Source organism: Streptomyces sp. NPDC043896 (genome assembly GCF_056435605.1).
The window spans coordinates 1-25,222 of the sequence record NZ_JBWKEE010000020.1 but is presented as its reverse complement, the minus strand read 5'-3'; the positions used below and the strand labels follow the sequence as shown (position 1 = coordinate 25,222).

Sequence of the window (25,222 nt, the reverse complement as noted above, 5' to 3'; positions counted from 1 at the left end):
CTAAAAGTTTCAGGGTGCGCCGGGAAGTCTGGTCGGCAACTGCATGTGTCATGCCGTCGACCGACCGGAGGACCCCCGTGGCCACGCCCGCCCCCCGCCGCAAGCTGCTCGGCCGGCTCTCGCTGCCCGAGCGCCGCTTCGTCGCGAACGCGCTGCGTACCGAGACCGTCGGCGGCGTCCTGCTCCTTGTGGCCGCGATAGCCGCCCTCATCTGGGCGAACGTCCCCGCCATATCGGCGAGCTACGACAGCGTCCGGTCCTTCCACATGGGACCCGCCGTCCTCGGCCTGGACCTCTCGCTCCAGCACTGGGCGGCCGACGGCCTGCTCGCCGTCTTCTTCTTCGTCGCCGGCATCGAGCTCAAGCGCGAACTCGTCGCGGGCGACCTGCGCGACCCCAAGGCGGCCGCCCTCCCCGTCATCGCCGCGATATGCGGCATGGCCGTGCCCGCGCTCGTCTACACGCTCGTCAACACCCTCGGCGACGGGTCGACCGCCGGCTGGGCCGTGCCGACCGCCACCGACATCGCCTTCGCCCTCGCCGTCCTAGCCGTCATCGGCACCTCACTGCCCTCCGCGCTGCGCGCCTTCCTGCTGACCCTGGCCGTCGTCGACGACCTCTTCGCCATCCTGATCATCGCGGTGTTCTTCACCGGAGACCTGGACTTCGCGGCCCTCGGCGGCGCCGTCGTCGGCCTGGTCCTCTTCTGGTTCCTGCTGCGCGCCGGCGTCCGCGGCTGGTACGTGTACGTCCCGCTCGCCCTGGTCATCTGGGGCCTGATGTACAACAGCGGCGTCCACGCCACCATCGCCGGCGTGGCCATGGGCCTGATGCTCCGCTGCACCCGCAAGGAGGGCGAGGAGCACTCCCCCGGCGAGCACATCGAGCACCTGGTCCGGCCCCTTTCCGCCGGACTGGCGGTACCGCTGTTCGCCCTCTTCTCCGCCGGGGTCTCCCTTTCGGACGAATCCCTCGCCCAGGTCTTCACCCGCCCCGAGACCCTCGGCGTCGTGCTCGGCCTGGTCGTCGGCAAGACGGTGGGCATCTTCGGCGGCACCTGGCTCGCCGCCCGCTTCACCCGGGCCGAACTCAACGAGGACCTCGCCTGGCCCGACGTCCTCGCCGTCGCCTCGCTCGCCGGCATCGGCTTCACCGTCTCCCTGCTGATCGGCGAACTCGCCTTCGCCGGCGACCAGGTCCTCACCGACGAGGTCAAGGCCGCCGTACTCATCGGCTCCCTCATAGCGGCGATCGTCGCGTGCGCCCTGCTCAAGCTCCGCAACCGCAAGTACCGGGCGCTGACCGAGGCCGAGGAGCGCGACGAGGACCTCGACGGGATCCCCGACATCTACGAGCAGGACAACCCGGACCACCACCTGCGGATGGCGCGGATCCACGAGGAGAAGGCCGCCGAACACCGCAGCAGGGCCGAGGCCATGGCCCTCGCACGGGCCCGGGAGGCGGACGCGGCCGGAGGCGAAGCGGCGGGCGGGTCCAGCGCCCGCGCCGACCGTCCGGCATGATCTGAGGGACGACGGAGGACAGCCGCCGGCAGACGACGACAGAGGGAGACAGAGATGAGCGCAGTGGACCAAGGGGCTCCGGGAGCCGAGCGCACACTCGGCCAGCTGGTCGCCGCGGCCACCGCCGAGATGTCCGCCCTGGTGCACGACGAGATCGCCCTCGCCAAGGTCGAGATCAAGCAGGACGTCAAGCGCGCGGGCATCGGCAGCGGTGCCGCGATCGCCGCCGGCGTGCTCGTGCTCTTCTCCCTCCCCGTACTGAGTTTCGCCGCGGCCTACGGCATCCACAATCTCGGTCTCGGGCTGGCCTGGTCCTTCCTCATCGTCGGCGGCGCGTTCTGGCTGCTCGCGGGCCTGATCGGGCTGCTGGCGGTGGCCAAGTTCAAGAAGATCAAGCCTCCGGTCAAGACGATCGACTCCGTCAAGCAGACCGCCGCGCTGGTGGGAACCGTCAAGCCGCACCCGCGGCCGTTGAGTGACCAGGCCGTGGGTGTGGCACGCTCGTCCTCATGACAGCGCCCTCGGCCGACTCCGGCACTCCGCCCACCGCCGCCACGGCGGTACGGCTCGACCTGCCCGGCGGGAGGCCGGTGACGCACCGGGACGTCGCCGCGAACGGCGCCCGCTTCCACGTCGCGGAGGCCGGGGACGGGCCGCTGGTGCTGCTGCTCCACGGATTCCCGCAGTTCTGGTGGACCTGGCGGCACCAGCTGGGCGCCCTCGCCGACGCCGGCTATCGCGCGGTGGCGATGGACCTGCGCGGCGTCGGCGGCAGCGACCGCACCCCGCGCGGCTACGACCCGGCGAACCTGGCGCTCGACATCACCGGGGTCGTACGGTCCCTCGGCGAGCCGGACGCCGCCCTCGTCGGACACGACCTGGGCGGGTACCTCGCCTGGACGGCGGCCGTGATGCGGCCCAAGCTGGTGCGCCGGCTGGTGGTCTCCTCCATGCCGCACCCGCGCCGCTGGCGCTCGGCGATGATGGCCGACTTCGGCCAGACCCGCGCGAGTTCCCACATCTGGGGATTCCAGCGGCCCTTCATCCCCGAGCGGCAGCTCGTCGCCGACGACGGGGCCCTCGTCGCGGAACTGATCCGGGACTGGTCCGGGCCGCTGCTCCCGGAAGACGCCGACCTCGACGTGTACCGGCGGGCGATGTGCATCCCGTCCACCGCGCACTGCTCGGTCGAGCCCTACCGCTGGATGATGCGGTCGATGGCCCGCCCGGACGGACTCCAGTTCTACCGGCGGATGAAGCGGCCCGTACGGGTGCCGACCCTGCACCTGCACGGCTCGCTGGACCCGGTGATGCGCACGCGCAGCGCCGCCGGATCCGGGGAATACGTCGAAGCCCCCTACCGCTGGCGGCTCTTCGACGGCCTGGGGCACTTCCCGCACGAGGAGGACCCGGAGGGCTTCACCGCGGAGCTCCTGAACTGGCTGAAGGACCCCGAACCCGATCGCTGACGGACCGCCGGGGAACCCCCTGACGGAACGGCAGACTCGCGGTACGACAGTCTTACGGGCATTCAATTGCCCGGCGCATAAGCCAATTGGCCGCCCCGGACGGGGTTACGGACCTTGGACCCCGGGCACAGCTCGTTGTATGGGCTGGACGCACGACCACGGTGACACCGCACGCGAACGACGCTCGGCCAGGGTGCCGGGCACGCACGACAGGACCGGCCGGGACGGCCACGACCCCAGGCTCGGGATCCCGCGCATCCTGCGCCGCCGCGCCCGATGGGTGTCGGCGCGGCTGCGCCATCCACGCGTGTAGCCGACGCGAGGAGGCGCCGGGGACGCATCCGGGAGCGGCGCCCGCCCGGCCCGCGTGCGGATCCGTACGGCAACCCGTACGGATCCCATGGGGTCAGAGGGCGCAGCCCTGGGTGTCGACCCGGCGCTCGGCGGTCTTCCCGATGCGGATGTCCTCGCGGACCTCGTCCGCCGTCAGGGCGTAGCCGGTGTTCGGGTCGTCGAGGGACTTCGCGAAGACGACGCCGTACACCTTGCCCTCGGGCGTCAGCAGCGGGCCGCCGGAGTTGCCCTGGCGGACGGTCGCGTACAGCGAGTAGACGTCGCGGCGTACGGTGCCCCGGTGGTAGATGTCCGGGCCGTTGGCGTTGATCCGGCCGCGGACACGGGCCGAGCGGACGTCGTAGGCGCCGTTCTCCGGGAAGCCGGCGACGATCGCGTCGCTGCTGCTCGTCGCGTCCTTGTCGGTGAACTCCAGCGCGGGGGCCTTCAGCTTGGGCACGTCCAGGACGGCGATGTCGCGCTCCCAGTCGTAGAGGACGACCTTGCCGTCGTAGAGCCTGCCCTCGCCGCCGATCTGCACGGTGGGCTCCACGACCCCGCCGACGACGTGGGCGTTGGTCATCACCTTGCCGGGCGCGAAGACGAAGCCGGTGCCTTCGAGGACCTTGCTGCAGCTGGGCGCGGTACCGACGACCTTCACGATCGAGAGCTTGGCCTGCTGGGCCACGCCGCTGCGGGCGAGTGCCGGGTCGGGGGCCTTGACCTCGGTGATCGGCTCGTTCGAGAACGGGCTGAAGACCTGCGGGAAGCCGTTGCGGGCGAGCGTGGAGCTGAAGTCCGAGAACCAGGTGTTCGCCTGGGCGGGCAGTACGCGCGACACCCCGAGGAGCACCTTGGAGTTGCGGACCTCCTTGCCCAGAGTGGGCAGTGAGGTCCCGGCCAGCGCCGAGCCGATCAGCCAGGCGACGAGCAGCATGGCGACGACGTTGACCAGGGCGCCGCCGGTCGCGTCCAGCGCGCGCGCCGGTGACCAGGTGATGTGGCGCCTGAGCCGGTTGCCCAGGTGGGTGGTCAGCGCCTGGCCGATCGAGGCGCAGATGATGATGACGACGACGGCGATCACCACCACGGTGGTGGACACCTGGGTGCCGTTGTCGGTGACCCGGTCCCAGATCAGGGGCAGCAGGGACACGGCGATGAGACCACCGCCGAGGAAGCCGATCACCGACAGGATGCCGACGACGAACCCCTGGCGGTAGCCGACGATCGCGAACCACACGGCGGCGAGCAGCAACAGGATGTCCAGCACGTTCACGAGGGTCACCGTCTCATGCGTGCCAGTCGAGCGGGACGTGACGTGAGCGGTCCCACGGTCGCTCCCAGCCCGAGAAGTGGATGATCCGGTCGATCACGCCTGCCGTGAACCCCCAGACCAGGGCCGATTCCACGGTGAAACCGGGCCCCTCGTGCCCGCGCGGATGGACCACGGTGACCCGGTGGGCGGGGTCCGTGAGATCCGCCACGGGCACCGTGAAGACGCGGGCCGTCTCCGCCGGGTCCACCGCGCCGACCGGCGAGGGCTCGCGCCACCAGCCGAGGACCGGGGTCACGACGAACTCGCTGACCGGGATGTAGAGGCGGGGCAGCACCCCGAAGAGCTGGACGCCGGCCGGGTCCAGCCCGGTCTCCTCCTCGGCCTCGCGCAGGGCGGCGCGCAGCGGGCCGGTGGTCTGCGGGTCGCCGTCCTCCGGGTCCAGGGCGCCGCCGGGGAAGGAGGGCTGGCCGGCGTGCGAGCGGAGGCTGCCGGCGCGCTCCTGGAGCAGCAGCTCCGGGCCGCGCGGGCCCTCACCGAAGAGGACCAGCACGGCGGACTGACGGCCCCCGCCGTCCTCGGGGGGCAGGAAGCGGCTGAGCTGGCGGGGCCGGACACTGCGTGCGGCCGCCACGACGGGGTCGAGCCAGGCGGGCAGGCCGGCCGTCATGAGGGCCGGGGCGGCGCCCTCGCGGGCGGCTGCCGTGGTCTCGTCCTGCGTACCGCGCGTCATGGGCACCCCTGTCCGCGATCTTCCGTCAACACCGTCTCCCACACCGCTGAACGCGGTCCGGTTCCCGTTTCGTTCCGCCGGGGGCGCGAGGCCGGGCCGGCGCGCGCCCCCGGCCGCCGCCGGCGCCCGTGCCGCCGCCGCTCAGGGCTGCGTGGGGGCTCCCAGCGGCCGGGCCGGGAGACCCGGGTAGTCCGGGGGCGGGCTCAGGCGCTGGCCCGGCTGGCCGCCCTTCTCGTACTTCAGCAGCCGCTGCGCCTTCTCCGGGTCCGTCTCGCCCTCTCCGTAGGCGGGGCAGAGCGGGGCGATGGGGCAGGCGCCGCAGGCGGGCTTGCGGGCGTGGCAGATCCGGCGGCCGTGGAAGACGACGCGGTGGGAGAGCATCGTCCATTCGCTCTTGGGGAAGATCGCGCAGATCTCCGCCTCGACCTTCTCCGGGTCCTCCTGCTCGGTCCACTTGAAGCGGCGCACGAGCCGGCCGAAGTGGGTGTCGACGGTGATCCCGGGGACCCCGAAGGCGTTGCCCAGCACCACGTTGGCCGTCTTGCGGCCGACCCCGGGCAGGGTGACCAGGTCCTCTATCCGGCCCGGCACCTCGCCGCCGAAGTCGTCGCGCAGCGCCTGCGAGAGGCCGAGCAGCGACTTCGCCTTCGCCCGGAAGAACCCGGTCGGCCGGATGATCTCCTCCAGCTCCTCGGGCACGGCCGCCGCCATGTCCTCGGGGGTCGGGTAGGCGGCGAAGAGGGCCGGGGTCGTCTGGTTCACGCGCAGGTCGGTGGTCTGCGCGGAGAGCACGGTGGCGACCAGGAGCTCGAAGGGGTTGCGGAAGTCCAGCTCCGGATGGGCGTACGGGTACACCTCCGCGAGCTCGCGGTTGATGCGGCGGGCCCGGCGGACCATCGCCAGGCGCGATTCCGGCTTCGGCGCCGCGGGTTTCTTGGCCGAACCTTTGCCCAACGGGGCAGGTCGCACCTTTTCGGGCACCGCTGCGGAGGCTTGTTCGCCCACGGCTGAATTCTGGGTCGCCGTCACTCCCGCGGACCCCTTGGCCTGTGCTCTCACCGGCTTATTGGACACCCGGCCAGCCTAAGGCCGGGCGCTGTCACCCGCCCGGACCTCAGGTAACACCACCCCGATTGGCCTCTCGCCGCACAGCACGCCCATCCGTCCGGCATCCTTGTGATTGATCGCACTGTTTGAGCCGTCCGGCAAAATGGGGAGCGGTCCCCACTGGCTGGTCGACATAGGAGAGAGACTCGTGGACGACGTTCTGCGGCGCGCCCCGCTCTTCGCGGCGCTCGATGACGAGCAGGCCGCGGAGCTCCGCGCCTCCATGGCCGAGGTGACCCTCGCACGCGGCGACGCCCTGTTCCACGAGGGCGACCCCGGCGACCGGCTGTACGTCGTGACCGAGGGCAAGGTGAAGCTCCACCGCACCTCCCCCGACGGCCGCGAGAACATGCTGGCCGTCCTCGGCCCCGGCGAGCTGATCGGCGAGCTGTCGCTGTTCGACCCGGGTCCGCGCACCGCCACCGCCACCGCGCTGACCGAGGTCAAGCTCCTCGGCCTCGGCCACGGTGACCTCCAGCCGTGGCTGAACGCCCGGCCCGAGGTCGCGACCGCGCTGCTGCGCGCCGTCGCCCGGCGCCTGCGCAAGACCAACGACCAGATGTCCGACCTGGTCTTCTCCGACGTCCCCGGCCGTGTCGCCCGGGCGCTCCTCGACCTGTCGCGCCGCTTCGGCGTGCAGTCGGAGGAGGGCATCCACGTCGTCCACGACCTCACGCAGGAGGAGCTGGCCCAGCTCGTCGGCGCCTCCCGCGAGACCGTGAACAAGGCCCTCGCCGACTTCGCGGGCCGCGGCTGGCTGCGCCTGGAGGCGCGCGCCGTGATCCTGCTGGACGTGGAGCGGCTCGCCAAGCGCTCGCGCTGACCGGCTGGAGCAGTTGCGCGGAGGGGCCCCGTCCGGGTGCGGACGGGGCCCCTCCGCGCGTTCCCGGGCCCTCTCCGGGGCCCGGGGACCCTCTCCGGGTCCGGGAGGGCCGGTCGGCCCGCCGGGCGGCCCAGGAGCGGACACAGCGGCGGACACAGCGGCCCGGCCGTAAATTGCGGCGGCCCGGGCCCCGCGACGTGCACAGTAAGCCCATGGAACACAGAGGGCTGGACGCGTACGGGTACATCGAGCGGGAGGGGTCCCTCGGGCGGGTCCAGCCCGAGTTCGCGGACCTGGTCGCGGCCGCCCGCGCCCGCATCGCGGAGGCCTACGGGCGCCGGCTGCACAGCGCGTACCTCTACGGCTCCGTACCGCGCGGGACGGCCCGCCCGGGGCGCAGCGACCTCGACCTGCTGATCGCCCTGCACCGGGAGCCGGGCGACGAGGACCGGGACACCACCGAGGTGCTCGGACGGGGGCTCGACCAGGACTTCCCGCAGATCGACGGGGTCGGCATCCTGCTGTACGGCAAGGAGCGGCTGCTGAGCGAGCAGGAACGTTACGACCTGGGCTGGTTCCTGGCCTGCCTGTGCACCCCGCTGCTCGGCGACGACCTGGCCGAGCACCTGCCCCGCTACCGGCCCGACAGCCTCCTCGCCCGGGAGTCCAACGGCGACCTGGCCGCGCTGCTCCCGCAGTGGCGGGCCCGGTTCGAGGCCGCGTCGGAGCCCGCCGAGTTCCGCCGGATGAACCGATTCTTCTCACGCCACCTGGTGCGGACCGCGTTCACCCTGGTCATGCCCCGGTGGGGCGGCTGGACCAGCGACCTCACCGAGTCCGCGGAGGTCTTCGGCTCCTACTACCCGCAGCGCGCCGCGCAGGTCCGCCGGGCGGCCGCCGTGGCCCTGGAGCCCGTCGACGACCCGGCCGTGGCGCGGGCCTACCTCGACGACCTCGGACCGTGGCTCGCGGACGAGTACACGGCCCGGCACGGGACGAAGACGCCGCGCGGGTAGGGGTGGCGGGGGTCAGGCCCTGGGGGCGGCCGGTTCCTCCAGGGACTCCACCGCCCGCTTGGCCTCCGCCAGGCCCGCGCCCGTGATCCGCCGGTAGACCTTGATCGCCGAGATCGTCCGGCCGTCGCGCACCAGGGCCCGCACCTCGTCCATGCCGGCCGGCTCGGGCTCCTCGATGCCGAAGTGCTCCAGGACCCGTCCCAGCCTGCGCTCCAGCCGGTCGGCCTTGTCCTCCAGGGCCCGCACCTTGAGGTTCAGGGTGGAGGTAACCCATCCGGCCGTCGCGACCACCGCGAGCAGCACGAACAGCGTGTTCATTCAGGTCCCCCCGGGATCAGTCCGTGATCACGAAGGTACTCGAGCTGCGCCCGGACCGACCACGTGGCCGCCGGCCACAGGGAGCGGTCCACGTCCGCGTAGACCTGGGCGACGACCGCCTCGGCGGTGGTGAAGCCGTTCTCCACGGCCGTCTCGACCTGCGCCAGGCGGTGGGCGCGGTGGGCGAGGTAGAACTCGACGGCCCCCTGGGCATCGTCCAGAACCGGCCCGTGCCCCGGGAGCACCGTGTGGACCCCGTCGTCGACGGTCAGGGAGCGCAGCCGGCGCAGGGAGTCCAGGTAGTCGCCGAGACGGCCGTCCGGGTGCGCGACGACCGTCGTGCCGCGGCCCAGGACGGTGTCGCCGGTCAGCACGGCCCGGTCCGCCGGCAGGTGGAAGCAGAGCGAGTCGGCGGTGTGCCCCGGGGTGGCCACCACGCGCAGCTCCAGGCCACCGGTGCGGATGACGTCCCCGGCCGCCAGGCCCTCGTCGCCGAGGCGCAGCGCCGGGTCGAGGGCCCGGACCTTCGTACGGGTGAGCTCGGCGAAGCGGCCGGCACCCTCGGCGTGGTCGGGGTGGCCGTGGGTGAGGAGGGTCAGCGCGATCCGCTTGCCGGCCTGCTCGGCGGCGGCGACGACGGCCCTCAGGTGCCCCTCGTCGAGGGGGCCGGGGTCGATGACGACGGCCAGCTCCGAGCCGGGCTCGGAGACCAGCCAGGTGTTGGTGCCGTCCAGGGTCATGGCCGAGGCGTTGGGGGCCAGGACGTTGACCGCGCGGGCCGTGGCCGGCCCGGAGGAAACGGTCCCCCGGGGCTGGCCCGGGAGGGCTGCGGCGTCGGTCATGCGTTGCCTCCCGGGCGCACTCGCTTCGTGAACTCGTCGTGCCCCGGCCAGCTGAGCACGAGTACGCCGTCCTCCAGCGCGGCCCGGGCCAGGACCGGGGCGAGGTCCTGCTCGCCGGCCGCGCCGAGCGCCTCGGCGGCGCTCCCGTACGGCTCCAGAGAGCGCAGCGTCGAGATGGTCGGCGGCATCATCAGCAGCTCGCCCTTGTCGTACCCGGCGGCGGCGTCGGCGGGGCGGATCCAGACGGTCCGGTCGGCCTCGGTGGAGGCGTTGCGGGTGCGCTGGCCCTCCGGGAGGGCGGCGACGAAGAACCAGGTGTCGTAGCGGCGGGGCTCGAACTCCGGGGTGATCCACCGGGCCCACGCCCCGAGCAGGTCGGAGCGCAGCAGCAGCCGCCGCCGGTCGAGGAACTCGGCGAAGGACAGCTCGCGCGCCACGAGCGCCTCGCGGTCGGCCTCCCAGTCGTCGCCGGTGGTGTCGCCGACGACCGTGTCGGGGGTCTCGCCCGCGAGCAGTACCCCGGCCTCCTCGAAGGTCTCGCGCACCGCCCCGCAGACGATCGCCTGCGCGGTGGCGGCGTCCGTGCCGAGGCGCCGCGCCCAGAGGTCCCGGCCGGGTCCGGCCCAGCCGATGAGGCGGTCCTCGTCGCGGGGGTCGACGCCGCCGCCGGGGTAGGCGTACGCGCCACCGGCGAAGGCCATGGAGGAGCGGCGGCGCAGCATGTGCACGGCCGGGCCGGCGGGGGTGTCACGGAGCAGCATCACGGTGGCCGCACGTCTGGGTTCCACCGGGGTGAGGGACCCCTCCGCGAGCGCGCGGATGCGGTCGGGCCACTCCGGGGGGTACCACTGCCCTCCGGCGGGCGGCTGGCTGGGCGAGGGCTGACCGTGCTGACCATTCGGCATGGCGGGATGCTACGGCCATCCGGCCCGATGTTCGAGGCCCCTGCCCTGGCCGGGCGGATCTTGGACGGGGCCGCTGCCCTGGGAGGGCGGATCCAGGCCCCCTCCGCTGCCCGGCCCTGGCCGGGCCGGGCAAGCCGCCGTGCCGCGGCGCGGACTCCGGGGCGGGCGGCTGCGGCTCGCCGCTGCGCGGGGCGAGGTCCCCTACCCGCCCTTCCACCGTTCCCCGGGCTCCGCCCGGACCCGCACCTCAAGCGCCGGCGGGGCTGGACCTTGGGGCCCGCCCCGGACCCGCACCTCAGACGCCGGTGGGCCCGGACCCTGGGGCCCCGCCCCGGACCCCGACGCGAACGCCGGGGGGCTGGAGTCGGCCGGGCTCGGCTCGCACGTGCGGGCCTGCGTGCGCGCAGCGCACTTCGGGCCGCGCCGACGGCCGAGGCGGGAACGGTTGGAGGGCGGGGAGGGGCGAGCCCGCGCAGCGGCACGGACCGCGCGTCACGTGGGATCAGACGGGGTCCCGCGGGGTCACTCGCGGTCAGGCGGGCAGCAGCTCGACCTGGATCTCGATCTCGACCGGGGCGTCCAGCGGCAGGACCGCCACGCCGACCGCGCTGCGCGCGTGCACGCCCTTGTCGCCCAGCACCTCGCCCAGCAGCTCGCTCGCACCGTTCAGCACGCCCGGCTGCGCCGTGAAGTCCGGCGCCGAGGCGACGAAGCCGACGACCTTCACGACACGGGCGATCCGGTCGAGGTCACCGATCACGGACTTGACGGCGGCCAGCGCGTTCAGCGCGCACGTCGCCGCCAGTTCCTTCGCCTGCTCCGCGGAGACCTCGGCGCCGACCTTGCCGGTGACGGGGAGCTTGCCCTGCACCATCGGCAGCTGGCCCGCGGTGTACACGTACGCGCCCGAGCGGACCGCCGGCTGGTAGGTGGCCAGCGGCGGGACGACCTCGGGGAGGGTCAGGCCGAGCTCGGCGATCCGGGCCTCGACGGCGCCGCTCATGCCTTCTCCCGCTTGAGGTAGGCCACGAGCTGCTCGGGGTTGTTCGGGCCGGGCACGACCTGGACGAGCTCCCAGCCGTCCTCGCCCCAGGTGTCCAGGATCTGCTTGGTGGCGTGAACCAGCAGGGGGACCGTCGCGTATTCGAACTTCTTGGTCATGGGGGCGAGCGTAACGCCTGAGCGGGAGTGGTTAGGCTCGGACGCTGTGAGCAGGCTCCAGGTGGTCAGCGGCAAGGGCGGCACCGGCAAGACCACGGTCGCCGCGGCACTCGCGCTGGCCCTCGCGCGCGAGGGCAGGCGGACTCTTCTCGTGGAGGTCGAGGGCAGGCAGGGCATCGCACAGCTTTTCGGCACGGAAGCGCTCCCCTACGAGGAGCGGAAGATCGCCGTCGCGCCCGGCGGCGGCGGGGGTGAGGTGTACGCGCTCGCGATCGACGCCGAGCGGGCGCTGCTGGACTACCTCCAGATGTTCTACAAGCTCGGCTCGGCGGGCCGCGCCCTCAAGAAGCTCGGCGCGATCGACTTCGCGACGACGATCGCGCCGGGTCTGCGGGACGTCCTGCTGACCGGCAAGGCGTGCGAGGCGGTACGGCGCAAGGACAAGGCCGGGCGGTACGTCTACGACCACGTGATCATGGACGCTCCGCCGACCGGGCGGATCACCCGCTTCCTGAACGTCAACGACGAGGTGGCGGGGCTGGCCCGGTTCGGGCCGATCCACAACCAGGCGCAGGCCGTCATGAAGGTGCTCAAGTCCCCGGACACCGCCGTGCACCTGGTGACCCTGCTGGAGGAGATGCCCGTCCAGGAGACCTCGGACGGAATCGACGAGCTGGTGGAGGCGGGGCTTCCGGTCGGCCGGGTGATCGTCAACATGGTGCGCCCGCACCACCTCGACGAGGACACCCTGCGCGCGGCGGCGGAGGGCCGCCGGGCCGAGATCGCCAAGGCCCTGTCCCGGGCCGGGCTGGGCGGGGCGCGGCGGGGCGGGCTGGCCGAGCGGCTGGTGGAGCCGCTGCTGACGCAGGCGGCCGAACACGCGAGCCGGGTGGAGCTGGAGCGGGAGCAGCGCGCGGTGCTGGCGGGGCTGGGCGTGCCGACGTACGAACTCCCCCTGCTCGGCTCGGGGATGGAGCTGGCCGGGCTGTACGAGCTGGCGACGGAGCTCCGCAAGCAGGTGGACGCCGAATGAGCGAGGGCGGGCAGAGCATGGGGCTGGACACTCCGCAGCGGCTGGCGGTCGACGCGCTGCTGGACGACCCGGAGACCCGGATCATCGTGTGCTGCGGCGCGGGCGGGGTCGGCAAGACCACCACCGCGGCCGCGCTGGGCGTACGAGCCGCCGAGCGCGGGCGGCGGGTGGTGGTGCTGACCATCGACCCGGCGCGCAGGCTGGCCCAGTCGATGGGGATCGACTCGCTGGACAACACCCCGCGCCGGGTGCCGGGGATAGAGGCCGGCGACAGCACGGGTGGCGGTGAACTGCACGCCATGATGCTGGACATGAAGCGGACGTTCGACGAGATCGTCGAGTCGCACGCGGACGCCGAGCGGGCGCGGGCGATCCTGGCGAACCCCTTCTACCAGTCCCTGTCGGCCGGGTTCGCGGGCACGCAGGAGTACATGGCGATGGAGAAGCTGGGGCAGCTGCGGGCCAGGGACGACTGGGACCTGATCGTCGTGGACACCCCGCCGAGCCGGTCCGCGCTGGACTTCCTCGACGCGCCGAAGCGCCTGGGGTCGTTCCTGGACGGGAAGTTCATCCGGGTGCTGATGGCTCCGGCGAAGGTCGGCGGCCGGGCCGGGATGAAGTTCCTCAACGTCGGCATGTCGATGATGACCGGCACGCTGAGCAAGCTGATGGGCGCCTCGCTGCTGAAGGACGTGCAGACCTTCGTGGCGGCGATGGACACGATGTTCGGTGGCTTCCGGACGCGCGCGGACGCGACGTTCCGGCTGCTCCAGGCTCCCGGTACGGCCTTCCTCGTGGTCGCGGCTCCCGAACCGGACGCGCTGCGCGAGGCGGCGTACTTCGTGGAGCGGCTGGCCGAGGAGCGGATGCCGCTGGCGGGCCTGGTGCTGAACCGGGTGCACGGGAGCGACGCGGAACAGCTGTCGGCGGAGCGGGCGCTGGCCGCCGCAGAGAATCTTGAAGAAGGCGGCATTGTCGATCAGGAGTCCGGGAAAGCTGGACTTCGTGACGCCGCCGAGGACGGCTCTCCCGGCGTGGCCGGCGGGGACGGGACGACCGCTGACGCGGACGGCACGACCGATGCGACCGTTGTGGACGACGCGAGTGACGTGGACGGCGTGACCGACGTGGACACGGTGGACGACACGGACACGGTGGGCAACGTGGACGACGTGGACCAGATCACCGCAGGACTGCTGCGCCTGCACGCCGAGCGGATGCAGGTGATCGCGCGTGAGCAGCGCACACGCGATCGCTTCACCTCTCTGCACCCCGAGGTGGCGGTGGCCGAAGTGGCCGCCCTGCCCGGCGATGTGCACGACCTCGCCGGGCTGCGGGCCATTGGAGAGCGACTCGCGGCCGGGGTGCCGGCCGGAGCGTAGGCGTACGTACGACGGGGTGCCGACGCGGCGCCCGGGTGGTTACCCGGCTGCCGCGTAGGTCTCGTACGACACGCCGATCTCCGCGTCGACATCCACGGTGAGGATGCCCGTACTGCGCTCGTACTCCGTGCGGGCGGTTTCGAGCAGCCGTCGCCACGAGGTGACGGTGGGACGCCGGCGCAGCAAGGCGCGTCGTTCCCGCTCGGTCATGCCGCCCCACACTCCGAACTCGACGCGGTTGTCGAGTGCGTCGGCCAGGCACTCGGTCCGCACCGGACACCCGGTGCACACCGCCTTGGCCCTGTTCTGTGCCGCTCCTTGAACGAACAGTTCATCCGGATCGGTAGTGCGGCAGGCTGCCTGCGCACTCCAGTCGGTAACCCAGCCCATCCCGGTGCCGTCCTCTCCCGAATCGAGGCTCCCCCACGGCGGTAGCGGCATATTCACCGCTGCCAGTTGAGGACGTTACGGAAGGAGGACACAGTGCAACACCCCCGACGGGCCCAATCTTGAATGGTCCGAACGGACTATGGGTAAGCGGCAGATCACCCGACGGAGTGATCCGGCGACATGCCCGGCCATTCCGGCGATTCGGGTGAAATCGGTGAAGCGCCGGTGAGCGGCCGTCAGGGGGAAGGGCGGGATTCGGACATGAGTCCACCCCATTCGGGAAGGGTGAAAATCAAGCCGAGGGGTTGATGTCGCACCGCACTGCTGTGACAGTTGGGGACAGCTTAGGCCAAGGCATTCGCGCGTGTCCGGCGAATGAGAACGTAGGCTGCCCTCTATGGGAAAGAAGCGCTCGGGCGCAGGGCTGACGGGGCCGCAGCAGGCCGCCAAGTTCCTCGGGGTGTCGGTTCTCTCCGGAGTCGTTCTTGCCGGCATCGCGATCCCGGGCGCCGGCGCGCTGGGCCTCGCTGCCAAGGGCACGGTCGAGGGTTTCGACGAGATCCCGGCCAATCTGAAGACGCCTCCGCTGAGCCAGCGCACCACGATCCTGGATGCCGAGGGTGGCTTGATCGCCACCGTCTACTCGCGGGACCGGCAGGTCGTGCCGCTCACGGCCATGTCGCCGTACATGCAGAAGGCGATCGTCGCCATCGAGGACTCTCGTTTCTACGAGCACGGCGCGGTCGACCTCAAGGGCATCCTGCGGGCCGTCAACCGCAACGCACAGGAGGGCGGGGCGGCGCAGGGCGCCTCCACGCTCACGCAGCAGTACGTGAAGAACGTCTTCGTCGAGGAAGCCGGCGACGACGAGACGAAGGTCCGCGAGGCCCAGGAGAAGAGCCTCGGCCGCAAGATCCGCGAGCTCAAGTACTCGATCCAGGTCGAGGAGGAGCTCGGCAAGAAGAAGATCCTCGAGAACTACCTCAACATCACCTACTTCGGGCAGGGCGCGTACGGGATCGAGTCCGCTTCCCAGCGCTACTTCAGCAAGCCCGCCAAGGACCTGACCCTGGAGGAGTCGGCGCTGCTCGCCGGCCTCGTGCAGTCGCCGAGCCGGTACGACCCGGTGAACGACAGCCAGGAGGCGATGAAGCGCCGCAACGTCGTGCTCCAGCGCATGGCCGACGTCAAGGACATCTCGCAGGCCGAGGCGGACGAGGCGAAGGCGAAGCCGGTCACGCTGAAGGTGACCCGGCCCAAGAACGGCTGTATCACCGCGGTCAAGGGCGCCGGCTTCTTCTGCGACTACGTGCGCGCCACCTTCCTGAACGACACGGTCTTCGGCAAGACGCGCGAGGAGCGGGCGAAGGTCTGGAACCAGGGTGGCCTGACCATCCGCACGACCCTGGACCCGCAGTCGCAGGAGGCCGCCAACGCCTCGATCAAGGACCACGTCAACGAGGACGACTCGATCGCCACGGCCGTGACCATGGTCCAGCCGGGCACCGGCAAGGTCCTCGCGATGGGCCAGTCGAAGCCGTACGGCTTCGGGAAGAACGAGACGCAGATCAACTACTCCGTGGACAAGCGGATGGGCGGCTCCAACTTCGGCTTCCAGGTGGGCTCCACGTTCAAGCCGTTCATCGCGGCCGCCGCCATAGAGCAGGGCATGGCGCCGACGAAGGTCTACTCGTCCCCGAACAGGATGGAGTACCCGAGCCCGGTGTCCCGTTGCTCCGGCCCTGCCTGGCAGAACCTGCCGGTCGGCAACGGCAAGATGCAGACCGCCGAGAACGAGACGCGGGACGAAGTCGGCCCGTACGCGCTGAAGACGGCGATGGAGAAGTCCATCAACACGTACTTCGTGCAGATGATCTCGGACATCGGGCTCTGCCCGGTGACGGAGATGACGCAGAAGCTCGGTGTCGTCCCGGCCAGCGGCGTCAAGCTGCCCGAGGAGCCGTCCATCGCGCTCGGCTCCGCCGAGATGTCCCCGCTGACGATGGCCAACGCGTACGCCGCCTTCGCCAACCGGGGCGTCTACTGCACCCCGATCGCCCTGGAGTCGATCACCGACGCGCACGGCAAGGCGCTCGCGGTGCCGAAGACCAAGTGCGACCGGGCGATGTCCCAGGACACCGCCGACACCATCAACCACCTGCTGCGCGGGGTCGTCGACTCCGGTACGGGTGAGCGGGCCGGTCTGACGGACCGCGACAACGCGGGCAAGACCGGTACCACCGACAACCGCTACAACGCCTGGTTCGTGGGCTACACCCCGAACATGTCGGGCGCGGTGTGGGTCGGCTCCGGCGGTTCGAAGAAGATCTCGATGGAGGACATCACCATCGGCGGCCAGTACTACCCGAAGGTCTTCGGCGGCGGTCTGCCCGGCCCGATCTGGAAGGACGCCGTCTCGGGCGCGCTCGCCGGCCGCGAGGCCCCGAACTTCGTCGGCGTCAGCGTCCCGGAGCCCTCGGTCGGGGGCGGCGGTACCGGAACCGGAACCGGCGGCGTCACCGGCGGCACCGGCGGCCGGGGCAGCACGACCCCGCCGCCCACCACCCCGCGCAAGCCCGGGAAGCCGACCAAGCCCGGCGGTGACAACAAGCCCGGCGGCACCACCTCCGGCGGCACCGCGACCGGCGGCGCGGCCGTGGGCGGCGGCGGCCAGCTCCCCGAGGTCCCGGTCAACCCGGTCCCCGAGGTCCCGGTGGTCCCGGGCCCGACGGGCGGCGGCGGCACGACCCCGTAGCAGCGGGCGGAAAGAGGGGAGGGCCCCGGCCGGATCACCGGCCGGGGCCCTCCCCTTCTGCGTACCTCGACGTGTCCTTACGAAAGCTGCTTCTTGACGGCGGCGGCGACGCGGCCGCCGTCCGCCAGACCGGCCACCTTCGGGTTCACGATCTTCATGACGGCGCCCATGGCGCGCGGCCCCTCGGCACCCGCCGCCCGGGCCTCCTCGACGGCCTGCGCCACGATCGCGGCCAGCTCGTCGTCGCCGAGCTGCTTGGGCAGGTACGCGTCCAGGAACTCGCCCTCCGCGGTCTCCCGCGCGGCCTGCTCGTCGCGGCCGCCCTGGGCGAAGGCCTCCGCGGCCTCGCGGCGCTTCTTCGCCTCCTTGGCGATCACCTTGAGGACCTCCTCGTCGGAGAGCACGCGCGCCTCCTTGCCCGCGACCTCCTCCTTGGTGATGGCGGAGAGGGTCAGGCGCAGGGTGGACGAACCGAGTTCGTCGCGCGCCTTGATGGCGGTGGTGAGGTCTTCCTGGAGCTTGGCCTTGAGCGTGGTCATGCCCCTGAGTCTGCCAGGTGCGGGGGCTGCGGCGCCCACCGGTTTTCCCGGTCTGCGACGATGGGGGCATGCGCGCGCGTTACGGAGTCCCCCTGAAGGTGACCGCCTCGATCGCGGCGGTGGGGGCCGCAGGTGTGGCCTATGCCGCCGGTTTCGAAGCCCGTTCCTTCCGGCTGCGCCGGATCACGGTGCCGGTGCTCCCGGCCGGGATGCGGCCGCTGCGCGTACTCCAGGTCTCCGACATCCACATGGTCGGCGGGCAGCGCAAGAAGCGCGCCTGGCTCCAGTCGCTGGCCGGGCTCCGCCCCGACTTCGTCGTGAACACCGGCGACAACCTCTCCGACACGGAAGGCGTGCCCGAGCTGCTCGACGCGCTGGGCCCGCTGATGGACTTCCCCGGGGTGTACGTCTTCGGGTCGAACGACTACTACGGGCCGCGGCTGCGCAACCCCGGGCGCTACCTGATCGAGAAGGCGCAGGGCCGGCACGGGCTGAACGGCAACAAGCCGGTCGTCGGCGCCGTCCACAACCCGTGGGAGGACATGCGGGACGCCTTCGACGCGGCGGGCTGGCTGAACCTCACCAACACGCGGGCCCGGCTGAAGGTCAACGGGCTGGAACTGGCCTTCACCGGGCTGGACGACCCGCACATCAAGCGGGACCGCTACGAGCACGTCGCGGGCGGCCCGGAGGCGGACGCGGACTTCTCCCTGGCCGTGGTGCACGCCCCGTACCTGCGGGTACTGGAATCGTTCACCGCCGACCGCTACCCGCTGATCCTCGCCGGGCACACCCACGGCGGGCAGCTGTGCATCCCCTTCTACGGGGCGCTGGTCACCAACTGCGACCTCGACACGAAGCGGGTGAAGGGCCTGTCCACGTACGAGGCCGAGGGGCAGCGCTCCTACCTGCACGTCTCGGCCGGCTGCGGCACCAACCGCTTCACCCCGGTCCGCTTCGCCTGCCCCCCGGAGGCGACCCTCCTGACCCTGGCCCCGAAGGCCTGACCACCCGGCCCGGGGCCTCGTGAAAACCGGATTTCGTCTCAGGGCGAGGGTCCGCTAAAGTAATCGATGTCGCCAGGACAGCAACACTTCAGGGCGACGATCGGGGTGTAGCGCAGCTTGGCAGCGCGCTTCGTTCGGGACGAAGAGGTCGTGGGTTCAAATCCCGCCACCCCGACAGAGTAAGACCAGGTCAGGCACCTAGGAACGTTCCTAGGTGCCTGACCTGTTTCCGTTGAGTGACCAACTGAGTGACTACGGGTGCGGACGGTCTTGAAGATCTCGTCCATGGCCATCGCTCCGGTCTGGATCACGGGCCGGACCTGCTTCCGGTAAACCGCCTCTGTGACGGCCGTCCCCGAGTGGCCCACGAGCCGGGAGATCTCTTCCAGCGGGACCCCACTGTCGGAGAGCAGCGACACGAAGCTGTGCCGTAGCTCACGCGGGGTCCACTCCTTCGCGTCGATCTCCTCCGCGCCGGCGATGGCCTGCCGGAAGGCCCCACGGACGTTGGTCGAGTCCAGCTGTGTCCAGGTCGCGGAGGAGACCCCGACGAGCCTCACCCTGTCTACGACGGCGACCCTGAGTCGGTCCTGAAGGCGCTGCATTAGGCCTGCCGGGCGTCCAGCGCTTCCTGGGGATTCACGGTTGGGAGCACGTCCCGGTGGTCGACCGGAACACTGCCGGAGCCCCCTCCGCTACAGCCCCCGTCCCGATCACCATGGCGGCGGAGTGGGCGCGGGTGGGGGCACAAGACTGCACCCTCATTGGTGACTCACTCACCGACGTCCAGGCCGCTCACGCAGCCGGCGCACGGTCATCACCCACGCCAACTAGCCCACAAGGCCGCGCTCTTCGCCGAAGCCGGAGCCGACGCCATGCAGCCCAGCGCCGACACATTCCCCACGGCCAAGCCGTAGGAGCCACGCGGACCTGTTACAGGTTTCTCTACCTCATCAAGCACCCGGCTCCGCTCTTGCGCGACGCTCCTGCCTTCGGCCCGCTCCGCGCGCGCTGCGCCGACGCCCGCCCCTACAGACGGGATAGCCCAAGGGCATGAGCTGAGCCCCAAGCGGGGCCGCTGGATCCGCCTCTCACCAAGCATGCCTCCGGCGGGGGCGCTCAGGCTCCGGGATGGCGGGGGCGCCACTCGCGAGTGCCGGCCGAAGGGGGCTGAGGCGGGGGAACTCCCATCCCGTCTGCCGTCGACCCAGGACAAGCCGAGCAACCACGGCACCGGGCGCACCGCGCCCGCTCCACATACGTGTGGGTCGACGGCAGACGGGATAAGAGTTGGGGGGCGTGGCGGCTGCCGGTCTACCCACCACGAGGGGTAGTTCGCATTCTTAAGACGGTGAGCCCACCAGCGGGAAGGGTATGCCGGCACAGGCCACCAGGGCGCTGCTGTCGTCGGTGAGGAAGAGCAGGAAATACCACCCCTGATCGGTGAAATCGATCGCCCCTCTGCGCACCGGGCGGTCATGCTCGCGGAGGAGCTGCAATGCTCGTTCCAGCCCGAGAGGTTCGACGCCGTGCAGCCGCATGCGCTGAAGTCGGCGTCCAAAGACCCCGAGGGGCCGCCCTACGGGAACCGTCCCCTCCCACAGCTCGTAGGTGGCGCCGCTGCGGAGGGCAGCAAGAGCGGCTGCAGAGCCCTCATCGCCACCCGTCAACAGCCGCTCCAGCACATCCCGCTCCATAGCCACCCCCACGGGGATACTGCGGTGGAGCAGTGCGGTACCGCAACGTGAGCAGCCACCCCGTCCGATAACGAGCCTCCGGAGCCGCGCAACGACCGAAACTGACGCCAGCGGTGGTTCCCAGGCCCCGTCGCTGCGTGTGACGCGCGGTCCAGATCGATAGATGTGCCAGGTGGTGCGTGGTGCGGCTGCGGTGCTCCCGAAGCAACCTCTGTACGCCTGCCGGCGCCTGGCTCCCTTCAGCACCCTGTGTCCAGGGCCTGATGGGGGCCCGGCGAGGAGGTGGGGATGGCGAGGCGACGACGACCGCAGCCCAGGGACAGTCGAGGGCGGTTCACGAAGACTGGTGTCCCGCTGTGGTTCGGTTTCCTGGTGGTTGCGGTGGTGGTGCTCTCCTACGTCCGCTAGCCAGCCGGAGCGACGCGAACTGTGCCAGGCGAGTGTCTAACTGAGTGACAACGGGGGCGTACAGCGGCGGACGACCACGGACGCCAGCCAGCTATCTCCCCAGGTGAGAGGGTCGATCGACCCTGCTCCGGGTGGCAGCCGAGTTGACTTGGGACGAAGAGGTCCTGGGTTCAAAGCCCGCCAGCCGGACAGAGCAAGACCAGGTCAGGGGCCTGGTCCGAGGAAGCGGATCAGGACCCTGACTGGCGTTTGCGCCCGGCTTCGAGCGTGGGAGCCGTCCCGGTCGCCCCGAGGGCTGTCAGCTCTTCGCGGCTCGGCTTCGCCAGGGCCGGCGGGCCAGCGCGCCGACGACGAGGGACGTGAGGATCGCACCCCAGTCGATCACGTGGGGAAGCCCGGGGAAGAACGCGAAGAAGCCGAGGGATGCGGCTGCGCCGACACAGAAGGCGACGATGCCGGCCCGGCGGCGCCTGCTCTCCCGGGCCGGGTCTTCGGGGGCGGGCTGGGTGGTCATGTGCGGCTCACTTCGTGATGTGGTGGCACTGGCTGACGCGCCGGACACCGTTGATGTTGAGGTGGGCGCACGCCTTGCCGTAGCGGGGAAGCGTCTGGGGGGCGTTGTTCCGCATGGGGTGGATCTCGCACTCGTTGTGCTCGGTGACTCCCCCGACCGGGCAGTCGAAGGTGGCCACCGGGGTGGAGCCACGAGCGCGGCGGCCGCCGGCATGACGGCGGGTCATCTCTGGTGCCCTTCTGAGCGGAGTTGTCCTCGCAGAGGGCCGAACTCCTCCGGACCGTTCCCGGGCTCTCCTGTCCGCGCAGATCCACTACGAAGAGTGATCAGATCGGCTTGTGGGCCGACTACTCCGTCAGGGACGCACGGCCAGGTCCGTCGGGTGGCGGTGTGTGAGGTGCGGGGTGGGGGTGGGGGTGTTGGAATGCGGGGAGGGCCAGGCGGCGGTGAGGAGCGGGCATGGGCGGCGGCTCCGGGCGTGCGGCGGTGGTGGGGCACCTGCTGCGGGCGTGCGGGTCCGGGGTGCTGCTGACCTGCCTGTACTACGTGGCCCCGCTCGACTACGGCTTCGGGGCCGTGGCCGTGGCGGCGCTGGCCGGGGGGCTGCTGCTCTTCGGGTGCCTCGTCGGCTGGCAGGTCACCGCCATCGCCCGTTCGGCCCATCCGAGACTGCGGGCGCTGGAGGCCATGGGCACCGCCGTGCCGCTGTTCCTGGTGCTGTTCGCGGCGACGTACTTCCTGCTCTCGCGGGACCGGCCGGAGTCCTTCTCCGAGCCGCTGAGCCGCACGGACGCCCTGTACTTCACCGTCACCGTGTTCGCGACCGTGGGCTTCGGCGACATCGCGCCCGCCGACGGGACCGGGCGGGCGCTGGCCACCGTACAGATGGTGGCCGACCTGATCCTGGTGGGGCTCGTCGCGAAAGTGCTCTTCGGAGCGGTACAGACCGGGCTGTCCCGACGGCCCGAAAGGAGCGACCCATGACGGCGACGCAGCCTGCCCAGCCCCCGCGGCCGGGTCAGCCGGGTCAGCCGGAGCAGCCGTCCGAACCGGCCGTGTTGCGCGGGCTGCTGAAGACGGCTCCGTACCGCAGGATCCTGCTGCTCTGCGCCCTGGTCGGGATCCCGGTGTCCCTGGTCTGCTTCTGGTTCCTCGCCGGGCTGCACGAGTTGCAGCGGCTGCTGTGGGAGAGCCTGCCGCACGCGCTGGGCTGGGACGGGCCGCCGTGGTGGTGGCCGCTGCCGCTGCTGCTTGTCGGCGGCACGCTCGTGGGTCTGGTGGTGGCCCGGATGCCCGGGGCCGGCGGGCACATCCCCGCCGCCGGGCTGGCCGTGGGCGGGTCGTCCGCCAAGGTGGTGCCGGGTGTGGTGCTCGCGGCGGCGGCGAGTCTGCCGTTCGGCGCGGTGCTGGGCCCGGAGGCTCCGCTGATCGCCCTGGGCAGCGGCTTCGCCCTGATGCTGCGGGACCTGGCGCGTGGCCCCGCCACCCCGCAGGCCACTGCGCTGCTGGGGGTGGCCGGGGCGGCCGCGGCCATCGCCGCCATCTTCGGGAGCCCGCTGATCGCGGCCGTGCTGCTGATCGAGGTGGTGGCCGTGGGCGGGCCCCAGCTGGTCGCGGTCATGCTCCCCGCGCTGCTCTCCAGCGGCCTGGGCGCCCTGGTGTTCACCGGGTTCGGGCGCTGGACGGGTCTGCAGACCGGCGGGCTGACCGTGAAGCTCCCCGGGCCCGTGCCCCGGCTGGACGCGGCCGACGTGGGCTGGGCGGTGCTGCTGGCGGTGGTGGTGGCGGTCGTACTGCGGCAGACGGTGGGCGTGGGTCAGGTGGTGGCGGCGTTCGTGGCGAAGGGCCCGGTCGCCCGTACGGCCCTGTGCGCGCTCGGCGCCGGTGTCTGCGCGGCCGTGTACGCGCTGGTCACGGGCCGTTCCCCGACGGAGGTCGCCTCGTCCGGGCAGGCCACGATGGCCGCCCTGGCGGCCGATCCGGGCGCGTGGGGCGTGGGCGCGCTGGTGGCCGTACTCCTGTGCAAGAGCGTCGGGTACGCGCTCTGTCTCGGCAGCATGCGCGGCGGCCCGATCTTCCCGGCGCTGTTCCTCGGTGCCGCCGCCGGGGTGCTGGCGGCGCCGCTGCCGGGGCTGGGTCTGGTGCCGGCGGTGGCGGCCGGGCTGGCCGCGGCGGGGGCGAGCGTGCTGCGGCTGCCGGTCAGCAGCGCGGTGATGGCGATCCTGCTGGTCGGCAGCCCCGGTATGACCCCGGTGGTGATCCTGGCCGCCGTGGCCGCCCTGATCACCACCGAGCTGGTGCCCGGACCCCGGCGGCAGCTGTCAGGCTGAGGGCCGGCCGCCGGCGCCGTGCTCCGCGAAGAACTCCGCCAGGGCGGGCGCCAGGACGGCCGGGTCCACGTCGTGGGTCTGGCCGTCCAGGGTGTGGTGGCTGACGGCCGGCAGCAGCTCGGCGAGGGCCTGGGCCCCGGCCTGGAGCCACTTGTCGCTCGCACCGCCGCCGATGGCCAGGGTGGGAACGGACAGCGCCGCCCAGCGGTCCGCCGGCAGCGGCCGGCCCTCCATGGTGTCGCCGACGACCGTGGCGTCGTACAGGAGGGTGTGGGCCACGGACGTGAAGTGGCCCCACATGGCGGTGTTGGCGCGCATGGCCTCCACGTACTCGGCCGGGACGTCGACGGCGGTGGTCAGCATGTAGGTGACCATCTCGTCGCGCCGGCCCTCCGCCAGAAGGGCCGCGAGGCGTTCGATGTAGTCGGCCGGAACCGGCGGCCGGCTGTCCTCGACGACGAACGGCGGCTCGTACAGTGCCAGTTCCAGGATCGGGAGGCCGCGGGCCGCCGCCTCCAGGGCCAGGACGGCGCCCGATGACATGCCCATCACGCGGACGGGGCCGTCGAGTTCGGCGATGACCGCGGCCAGGTCCTCGATCTCGCGCTCCACCGCGTACGGGGCGGTGTCGCCGCTGTCGCCGCGCCCGCGCCGGTCGTACCGGACCACGGTGAAGCGGTCGCCGAGGAGCTCGGCGAGCTCGACCCAGCGGTGGTCCGCGCGGACCTGGAACGCGCCGCCCACGATGACGAGGGCGGGGCCCCGACCGGAACGTTCGTAGGCGATGACGGTCCCGTCGCGGGAAACGGCGTGCTGCATGAGCTGACCCCCCTGAAGTCATGTGGACGGCGTCCACATCTCCCCCATAGGCTATACCTGGAAGTTGACGCCGTCCACATCCCACGAGGAAACGAAGGCCCATGGCACCGGACAACAACCAACCGCCCATGCCGCCCAAGCGCAGCACGTACCGTCACGGGAACCTCCGCAGCGCCCTGCTCGAAGCCGCCCTGGAGCTGGCGCGCGAGGGCGGACCGGACGCCGTCTCGCTGCGCGAGGTCACCCGGCGCGCCGGGGTGTCGCCCAACGCCGCCTACCGGCACTTCGCCGACCGGGGGGCGCTGGTGCACGGGGTCTCGCAGGCCGCGATGGCCCGGGTGGCCCTGGCGATGGAGGCGGAGATCGACGGCCTGCCCCCCGCCCGGGACCCGGCCGAGCGGGCCCGGGCCCGGTTCCGGGCGGTGGGGACGGGCTACATCCGCTTCGCCGTGGCCGAGCCGGGCTGGTTCCGGACCGCCTTCCACGTCCCGGCCGACATGACGTACGCCGCCGACGCCACGGCGGCCGGGGCGGGCGGGCTCACGCCGTTCGAGCTGCTGGGCGCCTCGCTGGACGCCCTCGTGGAGAGCGGCGTCCTGCCCGCCGACCGCCGCCCGGGCGCGGAGTTCCTCGCCTGGTCGGCGGTCCACGGCCTGGCCTCCCTGATCATCGACGGCCCCCTCCGGGGCGTCACCCCGGAGCAGGCGCACGAAGCGGGCCAGGACGTGATCACCATGATCGAGCGGGGGCTCTAGGTGTATTGATCACGAGCGTTGTTGACACTCGGCAGGTCTTGAACATGACGAAGACCTCCGGTGTGGTGGGAGCTGTCTAGGAACTCACCG

Annotated in this window: 27 protein-coding genes, 1 tRNA gene and 1 pseudogene; 14 read left to right on the top strand and 15 right to left on the bottom strand. The window is 71.9% G+C overall.

Annotated features, from left to right (window positions below; genetic code table 11):
• Positions 1-50 precede the first annotated feature (50 nt).
• Genes nhaA through AC069X_RS26330 form a run of 3 tightly spaced genes read left to right on the top strand, consistent with a single transcriptional unit; the run spans position 51 to position 2,992 of the window.
• Positions 51-1,523, top strand: coding sequence for a Na+/H+ antiporter NhaA (gene nhaA, locus AC069X_RS26340; protein WP_478732061.1), 1,473 nt, complete (start codon positions 51-53; stop codon positions 1,521-1,523).
• A gap of 54 nt (positions 1,524-1,577) precedes the next feature.
• Positions 1,578-2,036 (top strand): phage holin family protein, encoded by a 459-nt coding sequence (locus AC069X_RS26335; protein WP_478732059.1) that lies wholly within the window; start codon positions 1,578-1,580, stop codon positions 2,034-2,036.
• A complete protein-coding gene (locus tag AC069X_RS26330; protein WP_478732057.1) occupies positions 2,033-2,992 on the top strand; it encodes an alpha/beta fold hydrolase in 960 nt (319 codons plus the stop codon). The genes AC069X_RS26335 and AC069X_RS26330 overlap by 4 nt, the downstream gene beginning before the upstream one ends.
• A gap of 406 nt (positions 2,993-3,398) precedes the next feature.
• Here the strand turns inward: AC069X_RS26330 and AC069X_RS26325 are convergent, their stop codons facing one another.
• The 3 genes from AC069X_RS26325 to nth all read right to left on the bottom strand — a co-directional run bounded on the left by AC069X_RS26325 (position 3,399) and on the right by nth (position 6,405).
• Positions 3,399-4,601 (bottom strand): MarP family serine protease, encoded by a 1,203-nt coding sequence (locus tag AC069X_RS26325; RefSeq protein WP_478732295.1) that lies wholly within the window; start codon positions 4,599-4,601, stop codon positions 3,399-3,401.
• 13 nt (positions 4,602-4,614) lie between these two features.
• The gene (locus AC069X_RS26320; protein ID WP_478732055.1) at positions 4,615-5,331 is read right to left on the bottom strand and encodes an NUDIX hydrolase; all 717 of its coding nucleotides are present in this window, start codon (positions 5,329-5,331) and stop codon (positions 4,615-4,617) included.
• Positions 5,332-5,472: 141 nt separating this feature from the next.
• Entirely contained in the window at positions 5,473-6,405 is a 933-nt protein-coding gene (gene nth / locus AC069X_RS26315) for an endonuclease III (protein WP_478732053.1), read from the bottom strand.
• A gap of 181 nt (positions 6,406-6,586) precedes the next feature.
• On the opposite strand from nth, the gene AC069X_RS26310 reads away from it, so the two are divergent.
• Together AC069X_RS26310 and AC069X_RS26305 are read left to right on the top strand one after the other, a co-directional pair.
• Positions 6,587-7,261, top strand: a complete 675-nt coding sequence (locus AC069X_RS26310; RefSeq protein WP_007264960.1) for a Crp/Fnr family transcriptional regulator — start codon at positions 6,587-6,589, stop codon at positions 7,259-7,261.
• Between the two features lie 212 nt (positions 7,262-7,473).
• Positions 7,474-8,277, top strand: coding sequence for a nucleotidyltransferase domain-containing protein (locus AC069X_RS26305; protein ID WP_478732051.1), 804 nt, complete (start codon positions 7,474-7,476; stop codon positions 8,275-8,277).
• A 12-nt stretch (positions 8,278-8,289) separates the two neighbouring features.
• Here AC069X_RS26305 and AC069X_RS26300 read toward each other — a convergent pair whose 3' ends face one another.
• The 5 genes from AC069X_RS26300 to AC069X_RS26280 form a co-directional block, all read right to left on the bottom strand.
• Positions 8,290-8,595 (bottom strand): hypothetical protein, encoded by a 306-nt coding sequence (locus tag AC069X_RS26300; protein ID WP_478732049.1) that lies wholly within the window; start codon positions 8,593-8,595, stop codon positions 8,290-8,292.
• On the bottom strand, positions 8,592-9,437 hold the full coding sequence (locus AC069X_RS26295) for an MBL fold metallo-hydrolase (protein ID WP_478732047.1): 846 nt from the start codon (positions 9,435-9,437) through the stop codon (positions 8,592-8,594). Before AC069X_RS26295 ends, AC069X_RS26300 begins: the two co-directional genes overlap by 4 nt.
• Entirely contained in the window at positions 9,434-10,342 is a 909-nt protein-coding gene (locus AC069X_RS26290) for an NUDIX hydrolase (protein ID WP_478732045.1), read from the bottom strand. The genes AC069X_RS26295 and AC069X_RS26290 overlap by 4 nt, the downstream gene beginning before the upstream one ends.
• 532 nt (positions 10,343-10,874) lie before the next feature.
• Positions 10,875-11,345 (bottom strand): RidA family protein, encoded by a 471-nt coding sequence (locus tag AC069X_RS26285; protein ID WP_478732043.1) that lies wholly within the window; start codon positions 11,343-11,345, stop codon positions 10,875-10,877.
• On the bottom strand, positions 11,342-11,503 hold the full coding sequence (locus AC069X_RS26280; protein ID WP_007264966.1) for a Sp36 family protein: 162 nt from the start codon (positions 11,501-11,503) through the stop codon (positions 11,342-11,344). Before AC069X_RS26280 ends, AC069X_RS26285 begins: the two co-directional genes overlap by 4 nt.
• A 46-nt stretch (positions 11,504-11,549) precedes the next feature.
• On the opposite strand from AC069X_RS26280, the gene bagA reads away from it, so the two are divergent.
• Both bagA and bagB read left to right on the top strand, forming a co-directional pair.
• Positions 11,550-12,536 carry an ATPase BagA gene (bagA, locus tag AC069X_RS26275; RefSeq protein ID WP_478732041.1) on the top strand — a complete coding sequence of 329 codons (987 nt, stop codon included), beginning with the start codon at positions 11,550-11,552 and terminating at the stop codon, positions 12,534-12,536.
• A 17-nt stretch (positions 12,537-12,553) separates the two neighbouring features.
• Positions 12,554-13,918, top strand: a complete 1,365-nt coding sequence (gene bagB, locus AC069X_RS26270) for an ATPase BagB (protein ID WP_478732293.1) — start codon at positions 12,554-12,556, stop codon at positions 13,916-13,918.
• 39 nt (positions 13,919-13,957) lie between these two features.
• Here the strand turns inward: bagB and AC069X_RS26265 are convergent, their stop codons facing one another.
• On the bottom strand, positions 13,958-14,308 hold the full coding sequence (locus AC069X_RS26265) for a WhiB family transcriptional regulator (protein ID WP_478732291.1): 351 nt from the start codon (positions 14,306-14,308) through the stop codon (positions 13,958-13,960).
• A 397-nt stretch (positions 14,309-14,705) separates the two neighbouring features.
• On the opposite strand from AC069X_RS26265, the gene AC069X_RS26260 reads away from it, so the two are divergent.
• Positions 14,706-17,063 (top strand): transglycosylase domain-containing protein, encoded by a 2,358-nt coding sequence (locus AC069X_RS26260; RefSeq protein WP_478732039.1) that lies wholly within the window; start codon positions 14,706-14,708, stop codon positions 17,061-17,063.
• A 77-nt stretch (positions 17,064-17,140) separates the two neighbouring features.
• Here AC069X_RS26260 and AC069X_RS26255 read toward each other — a convergent pair whose 3' ends face one another.
• Positions 17,141-17,602: a GatB/YqeY domain-containing protein gene (locus tag AC069X_RS26255; protein ID WP_478732037.1), complete on the bottom strand. Its 462-nt coding sequence runs from the start codon at positions 17,600-17,602 to the stop codon at positions 17,141-17,143.
• 68 nt (positions 17,603-17,670) lie between these two features.
• Here AC069X_RS26255 and AC069X_RS26250 point away from each other — a divergent pair, with 68 nt between their 5' ends.
• Positions 17,671-18,609 (top strand): metallophosphoesterase, encoded by a 939-nt coding sequence (locus AC069X_RS26250; RefSeq protein WP_478732036.1) that lies wholly within the window; start codon positions 17,671-17,673, stop codon positions 18,607-18,609.
• A 101-nt stretch (positions 18,610-18,710) separates the two neighbouring features.
• A tRNA-Pro gene (locus AC069X_RS26245) sits at positions 18,711-18,784 on the top strand.
• A 160-nt stretch (positions 18,785-18,944) separates the two neighbouring features.
• On the opposite strand, the pseudogene AC069X_RS26240 reads toward AC069X_RS26245, so the two are convergent.
• Positions 18,945-19,214 (bottom strand): annotated as a pseudogene (locus tag AC069X_RS26240) (tyrosine-type recombinase/integrase); the annotation flags it as partial.
• 56 nt (positions 19,215-19,270) lie between these two features.
• Between AC069X_RS26240 and AC069X_RS26235 the strand changes: the two are divergent.
• The gene (locus AC069X_RS26235) at positions 19,271-19,666 is read left to right on the top strand and encodes an HAD hydrolase-like protein (protein ID WP_478732034.1); all 396 of its coding nucleotides are present in this window, start codon (positions 19,271-19,273) and stop codon (positions 19,664-19,666) included.
• Positions 19,667-19,952: 286 nt separating this feature from the next.
• On the opposite strand, the gene AC069X_RS26230 is transcribed toward AC069X_RS26235, so the two are convergent.
• The 3 genes from AC069X_RS26230 to AC069X_RS26220 form a co-directional block, all read right to left on the bottom strand.
• Complete coding sequence (locus AC069X_RS26230; RefSeq protein WP_478732032.1) at positions 19,953-20,294, bottom strand: hypothetical protein; 342 nt, start codon at positions 20,292-20,294, stop codon at positions 19,953-19,955.
• Positions 20,295-21,012: 718 nt separating this feature from the next.
• Positions 21,013-21,228 carry a hypothetical protein gene (locus AC069X_RS26225; RefSeq protein WP_478732030.1) on the bottom strand — a complete coding sequence of 72 codons (216 nt, stop codon included), beginning with the start codon at positions 21,226-21,228 and terminating at the stop codon, positions 21,013-21,015.
• A gap of 7 nt (positions 21,229-21,235) precedes the next feature.
• A complete protein-coding gene (locus AC069X_RS26220; RefSeq protein WP_478732028.1) occupies positions 21,236-21,454 on the bottom strand; it encodes a hypothetical protein in 219 nt (72 codons plus the stop codon).
• Between the two features lie 233 nt (positions 21,455-21,687).
• Between AC069X_RS26220 and AC069X_RS26215 the strand changes: the two genes are divergently transcribed.
• Together AC069X_RS26215 and AC069X_RS26210 are read left to right on the top strand one after the other, a co-directional pair.
• Positions 21,688-22,212, top strand: a complete 525-nt coding sequence (locus tag AC069X_RS26215; RefSeq protein WP_478732026.1) for a potassium channel family protein — start codon at positions 21,688-21,690, stop codon at positions 22,210-22,212.
• The gene (locus tag AC069X_RS26210; RefSeq protein ID WP_478732024.1) at positions 22,209-23,558 is read left to right on the top strand and encodes a chloride channel protein; all 1,350 of its coding nucleotides are present in this window, start codon (positions 22,209-22,211) and stop codon (positions 23,556-23,558) included. Before AC069X_RS26215 ends, AC069X_RS26210 begins: the two co-directional genes overlap by 4 nt.
• On the opposite strand, the gene AC069X_RS26205 is transcribed toward AC069X_RS26210, so the two are convergent.
• Complete coding sequence (locus AC069X_RS26205; protein ID WP_478732021.1) at positions 23,550-24,377, bottom strand: alpha/beta fold hydrolase; 828 nt, start codon at positions 24,375-24,377, stop codon at positions 23,550-23,552. The genes AC069X_RS26210 and AC069X_RS26205 overlap by 9 nt on opposite strands.
• Before the next feature lie 101 nt (positions 24,378-24,478).
• Between AC069X_RS26205 and AC069X_RS26200 the strand changes: the two genes are divergently transcribed.
• On the top strand, positions 24,479-25,132 hold the full coding sequence (locus AC069X_RS26200; protein ID WP_478732019.1) for a TetR/AcrR family transcriptional regulator: 654 nt from the start codon (positions 24,479-24,481) through the stop codon (positions 25,130-25,132).
• Positions 25,133-25,222: the final 90 nt, after the last annotated feature.

What these genes read in the sequence shown, in the direction of transcription:
- nhaA (WP_478732061.1), top strand. Translation starts at nt 51, where the DNA reads ATGCCGTCGACCGACCGGAGGACCCCCGTGGCCACGCCCGCCCCCCGC.
- AC069X_RS26335 (WP_478732059.1), top strand. Translation starts at nt 1,578, where the DNA reads ATGAGCGCAGTGGACCAAGGGGCTCCGGGAGCCGAGCGCACACTCGGC.
- AC069X_RS26280 (WP_007264966.1), bottom strand. Translation starts at nt 11,503, where the DNA reads ATGACCAAGAAGTTCGAATACGCGACGGTCCCCCTGCTGGTTCACGCC.
- AC069X_RS26260 (WP_478732039.1), top strand. Translation starts at nt 14,706, where the DNA reads ATGGGAAAGAAGCGCTCGGGCGCAGGGCTGACGGGGCCGCAGCAGGCC.
- AC069X_RS26225 (WP_478732030.1), bottom strand. Translation starts at nt 21,228, where the DNA reads ATGACCACCCAGCCCGCCCCCGAAGACCCGGCCCGGGAGAGCAGGCGC.
- AC069X_RS26300 (WP_478732049.1), bottom strand. Translation starts at nt 8,595, where the DNA reads ATGAACACGCTGTTCGTGCTGCTCGCGGTGGTCGCGACGGCCGGATGG.
- AC069X_RS26255 (WP_478732037.1), bottom strand. Translation starts at nt 17,602, where the DNA reads ATGACCACGCTCAAGGCCAAGCTCCAGGAAGACCTCACCACCGCCATC.
- AC069X_RS26210 (WP_478732024.1), top strand. Translation starts at nt 22,209, where the DNA reads ATGACGGCGACGCAGCCTGCCCAGCCCCCGCGGCCGGGTCAGCCGGGT.
- AC069X_RS26330 (WP_478732057.1), top strand. Translation starts at nt 2,033, where the DNA reads ATGACAGCGCCCTCGGCCGACTCCGGCACTCCGCCCACCGCCGCCACG.
- AC069X_RS26295 (WP_478732047.1), bottom strand. Translation starts at nt 9,437, where the DNA reads ATGACCGACGCCGCAGCCCTCCCGGGCCAGCCCCGGGGGACCGTTTCC.
- AC069X_RS26285 (WP_478732043.1), bottom strand. Translation starts at nt 11,345, where the DNA reads ATGAGCGGCGCCGTCGAGGCCCGGATCGCCGAGCTCGGCCTGACCCTC.
- AC069X_RS26290 (WP_478732045.1), bottom strand. Translation starts at nt 10,342, where the DNA reads ATGCCGAATGGTCAGCACGGTCAGCCCTCGCCCAGCCAGCCGCCCGCC.
- AC069X_RS26205 (WP_478732021.1), bottom strand. Translation starts at nt 24,377, where the DNA reads ATGCAGCACGCCGTTTCCCGCGACGGGACCGTCATCGCCTACGAACGT.
- AC069X_RS26305 (WP_478732051.1), top strand. Translation starts at nt 7,474, where the DNA reads ATGGAACACAGAGGGCTGGACGCGTACGGGTACATCGAGCGGGAGGGG.
- AC069X_RS26220 (WP_478732028.1), bottom strand. Translation starts at nt 21,454, where the DNA reads ATGACCCGCCGTCATGCCGGCGGCCGCCGCGCTCGTGGCTCCACCCCG.
- AC069X_RS26250 (WP_478732036.1), top strand. Translation starts at nt 17,671, where the DNA reads ATGCGCGCGCGTTACGGAGTCCCCCTGAAGGTGACCGCCTCGATCGCG.
- AC069X_RS26215 (WP_478732026.1), top strand. Translation starts at nt 21,688, where the DNA reads ATGGGCGGCGGCTCCGGGCGTGCGGCGGTGGTGGGGCACCTGCTGCGG.
- bagB (WP_478732293.1), top strand. Translation starts at nt 12,554, where the DNA reads ATGGGGCTGGACACTCCGCAGCGGCTGGCGGTCGACGCGCTGCTGGAC.
- AC069X_RS26320 (WP_478732055.1), bottom strand. Translation starts at nt 5,331, where the DNA reads ATGACGCGCGGTACGCAGGACGAGACCACGGCAGCCGCCCGCGAGGGC.
- AC069X_RS26200 (WP_478732019.1), top strand. Translation starts at nt 24,479, where the DNA reads ATGGCACCGGACAACAACCAACCGCCCATGCCGCCCAAGCGCAGCACG.
- AC069X_RS26265 (WP_478732291.1), bottom strand. Translation starts at nt 14,308, where the DNA reads ATGGGCTGGGTTACCGACTGGAGTGCGCAGGCAGCCTGCCGCACTACC.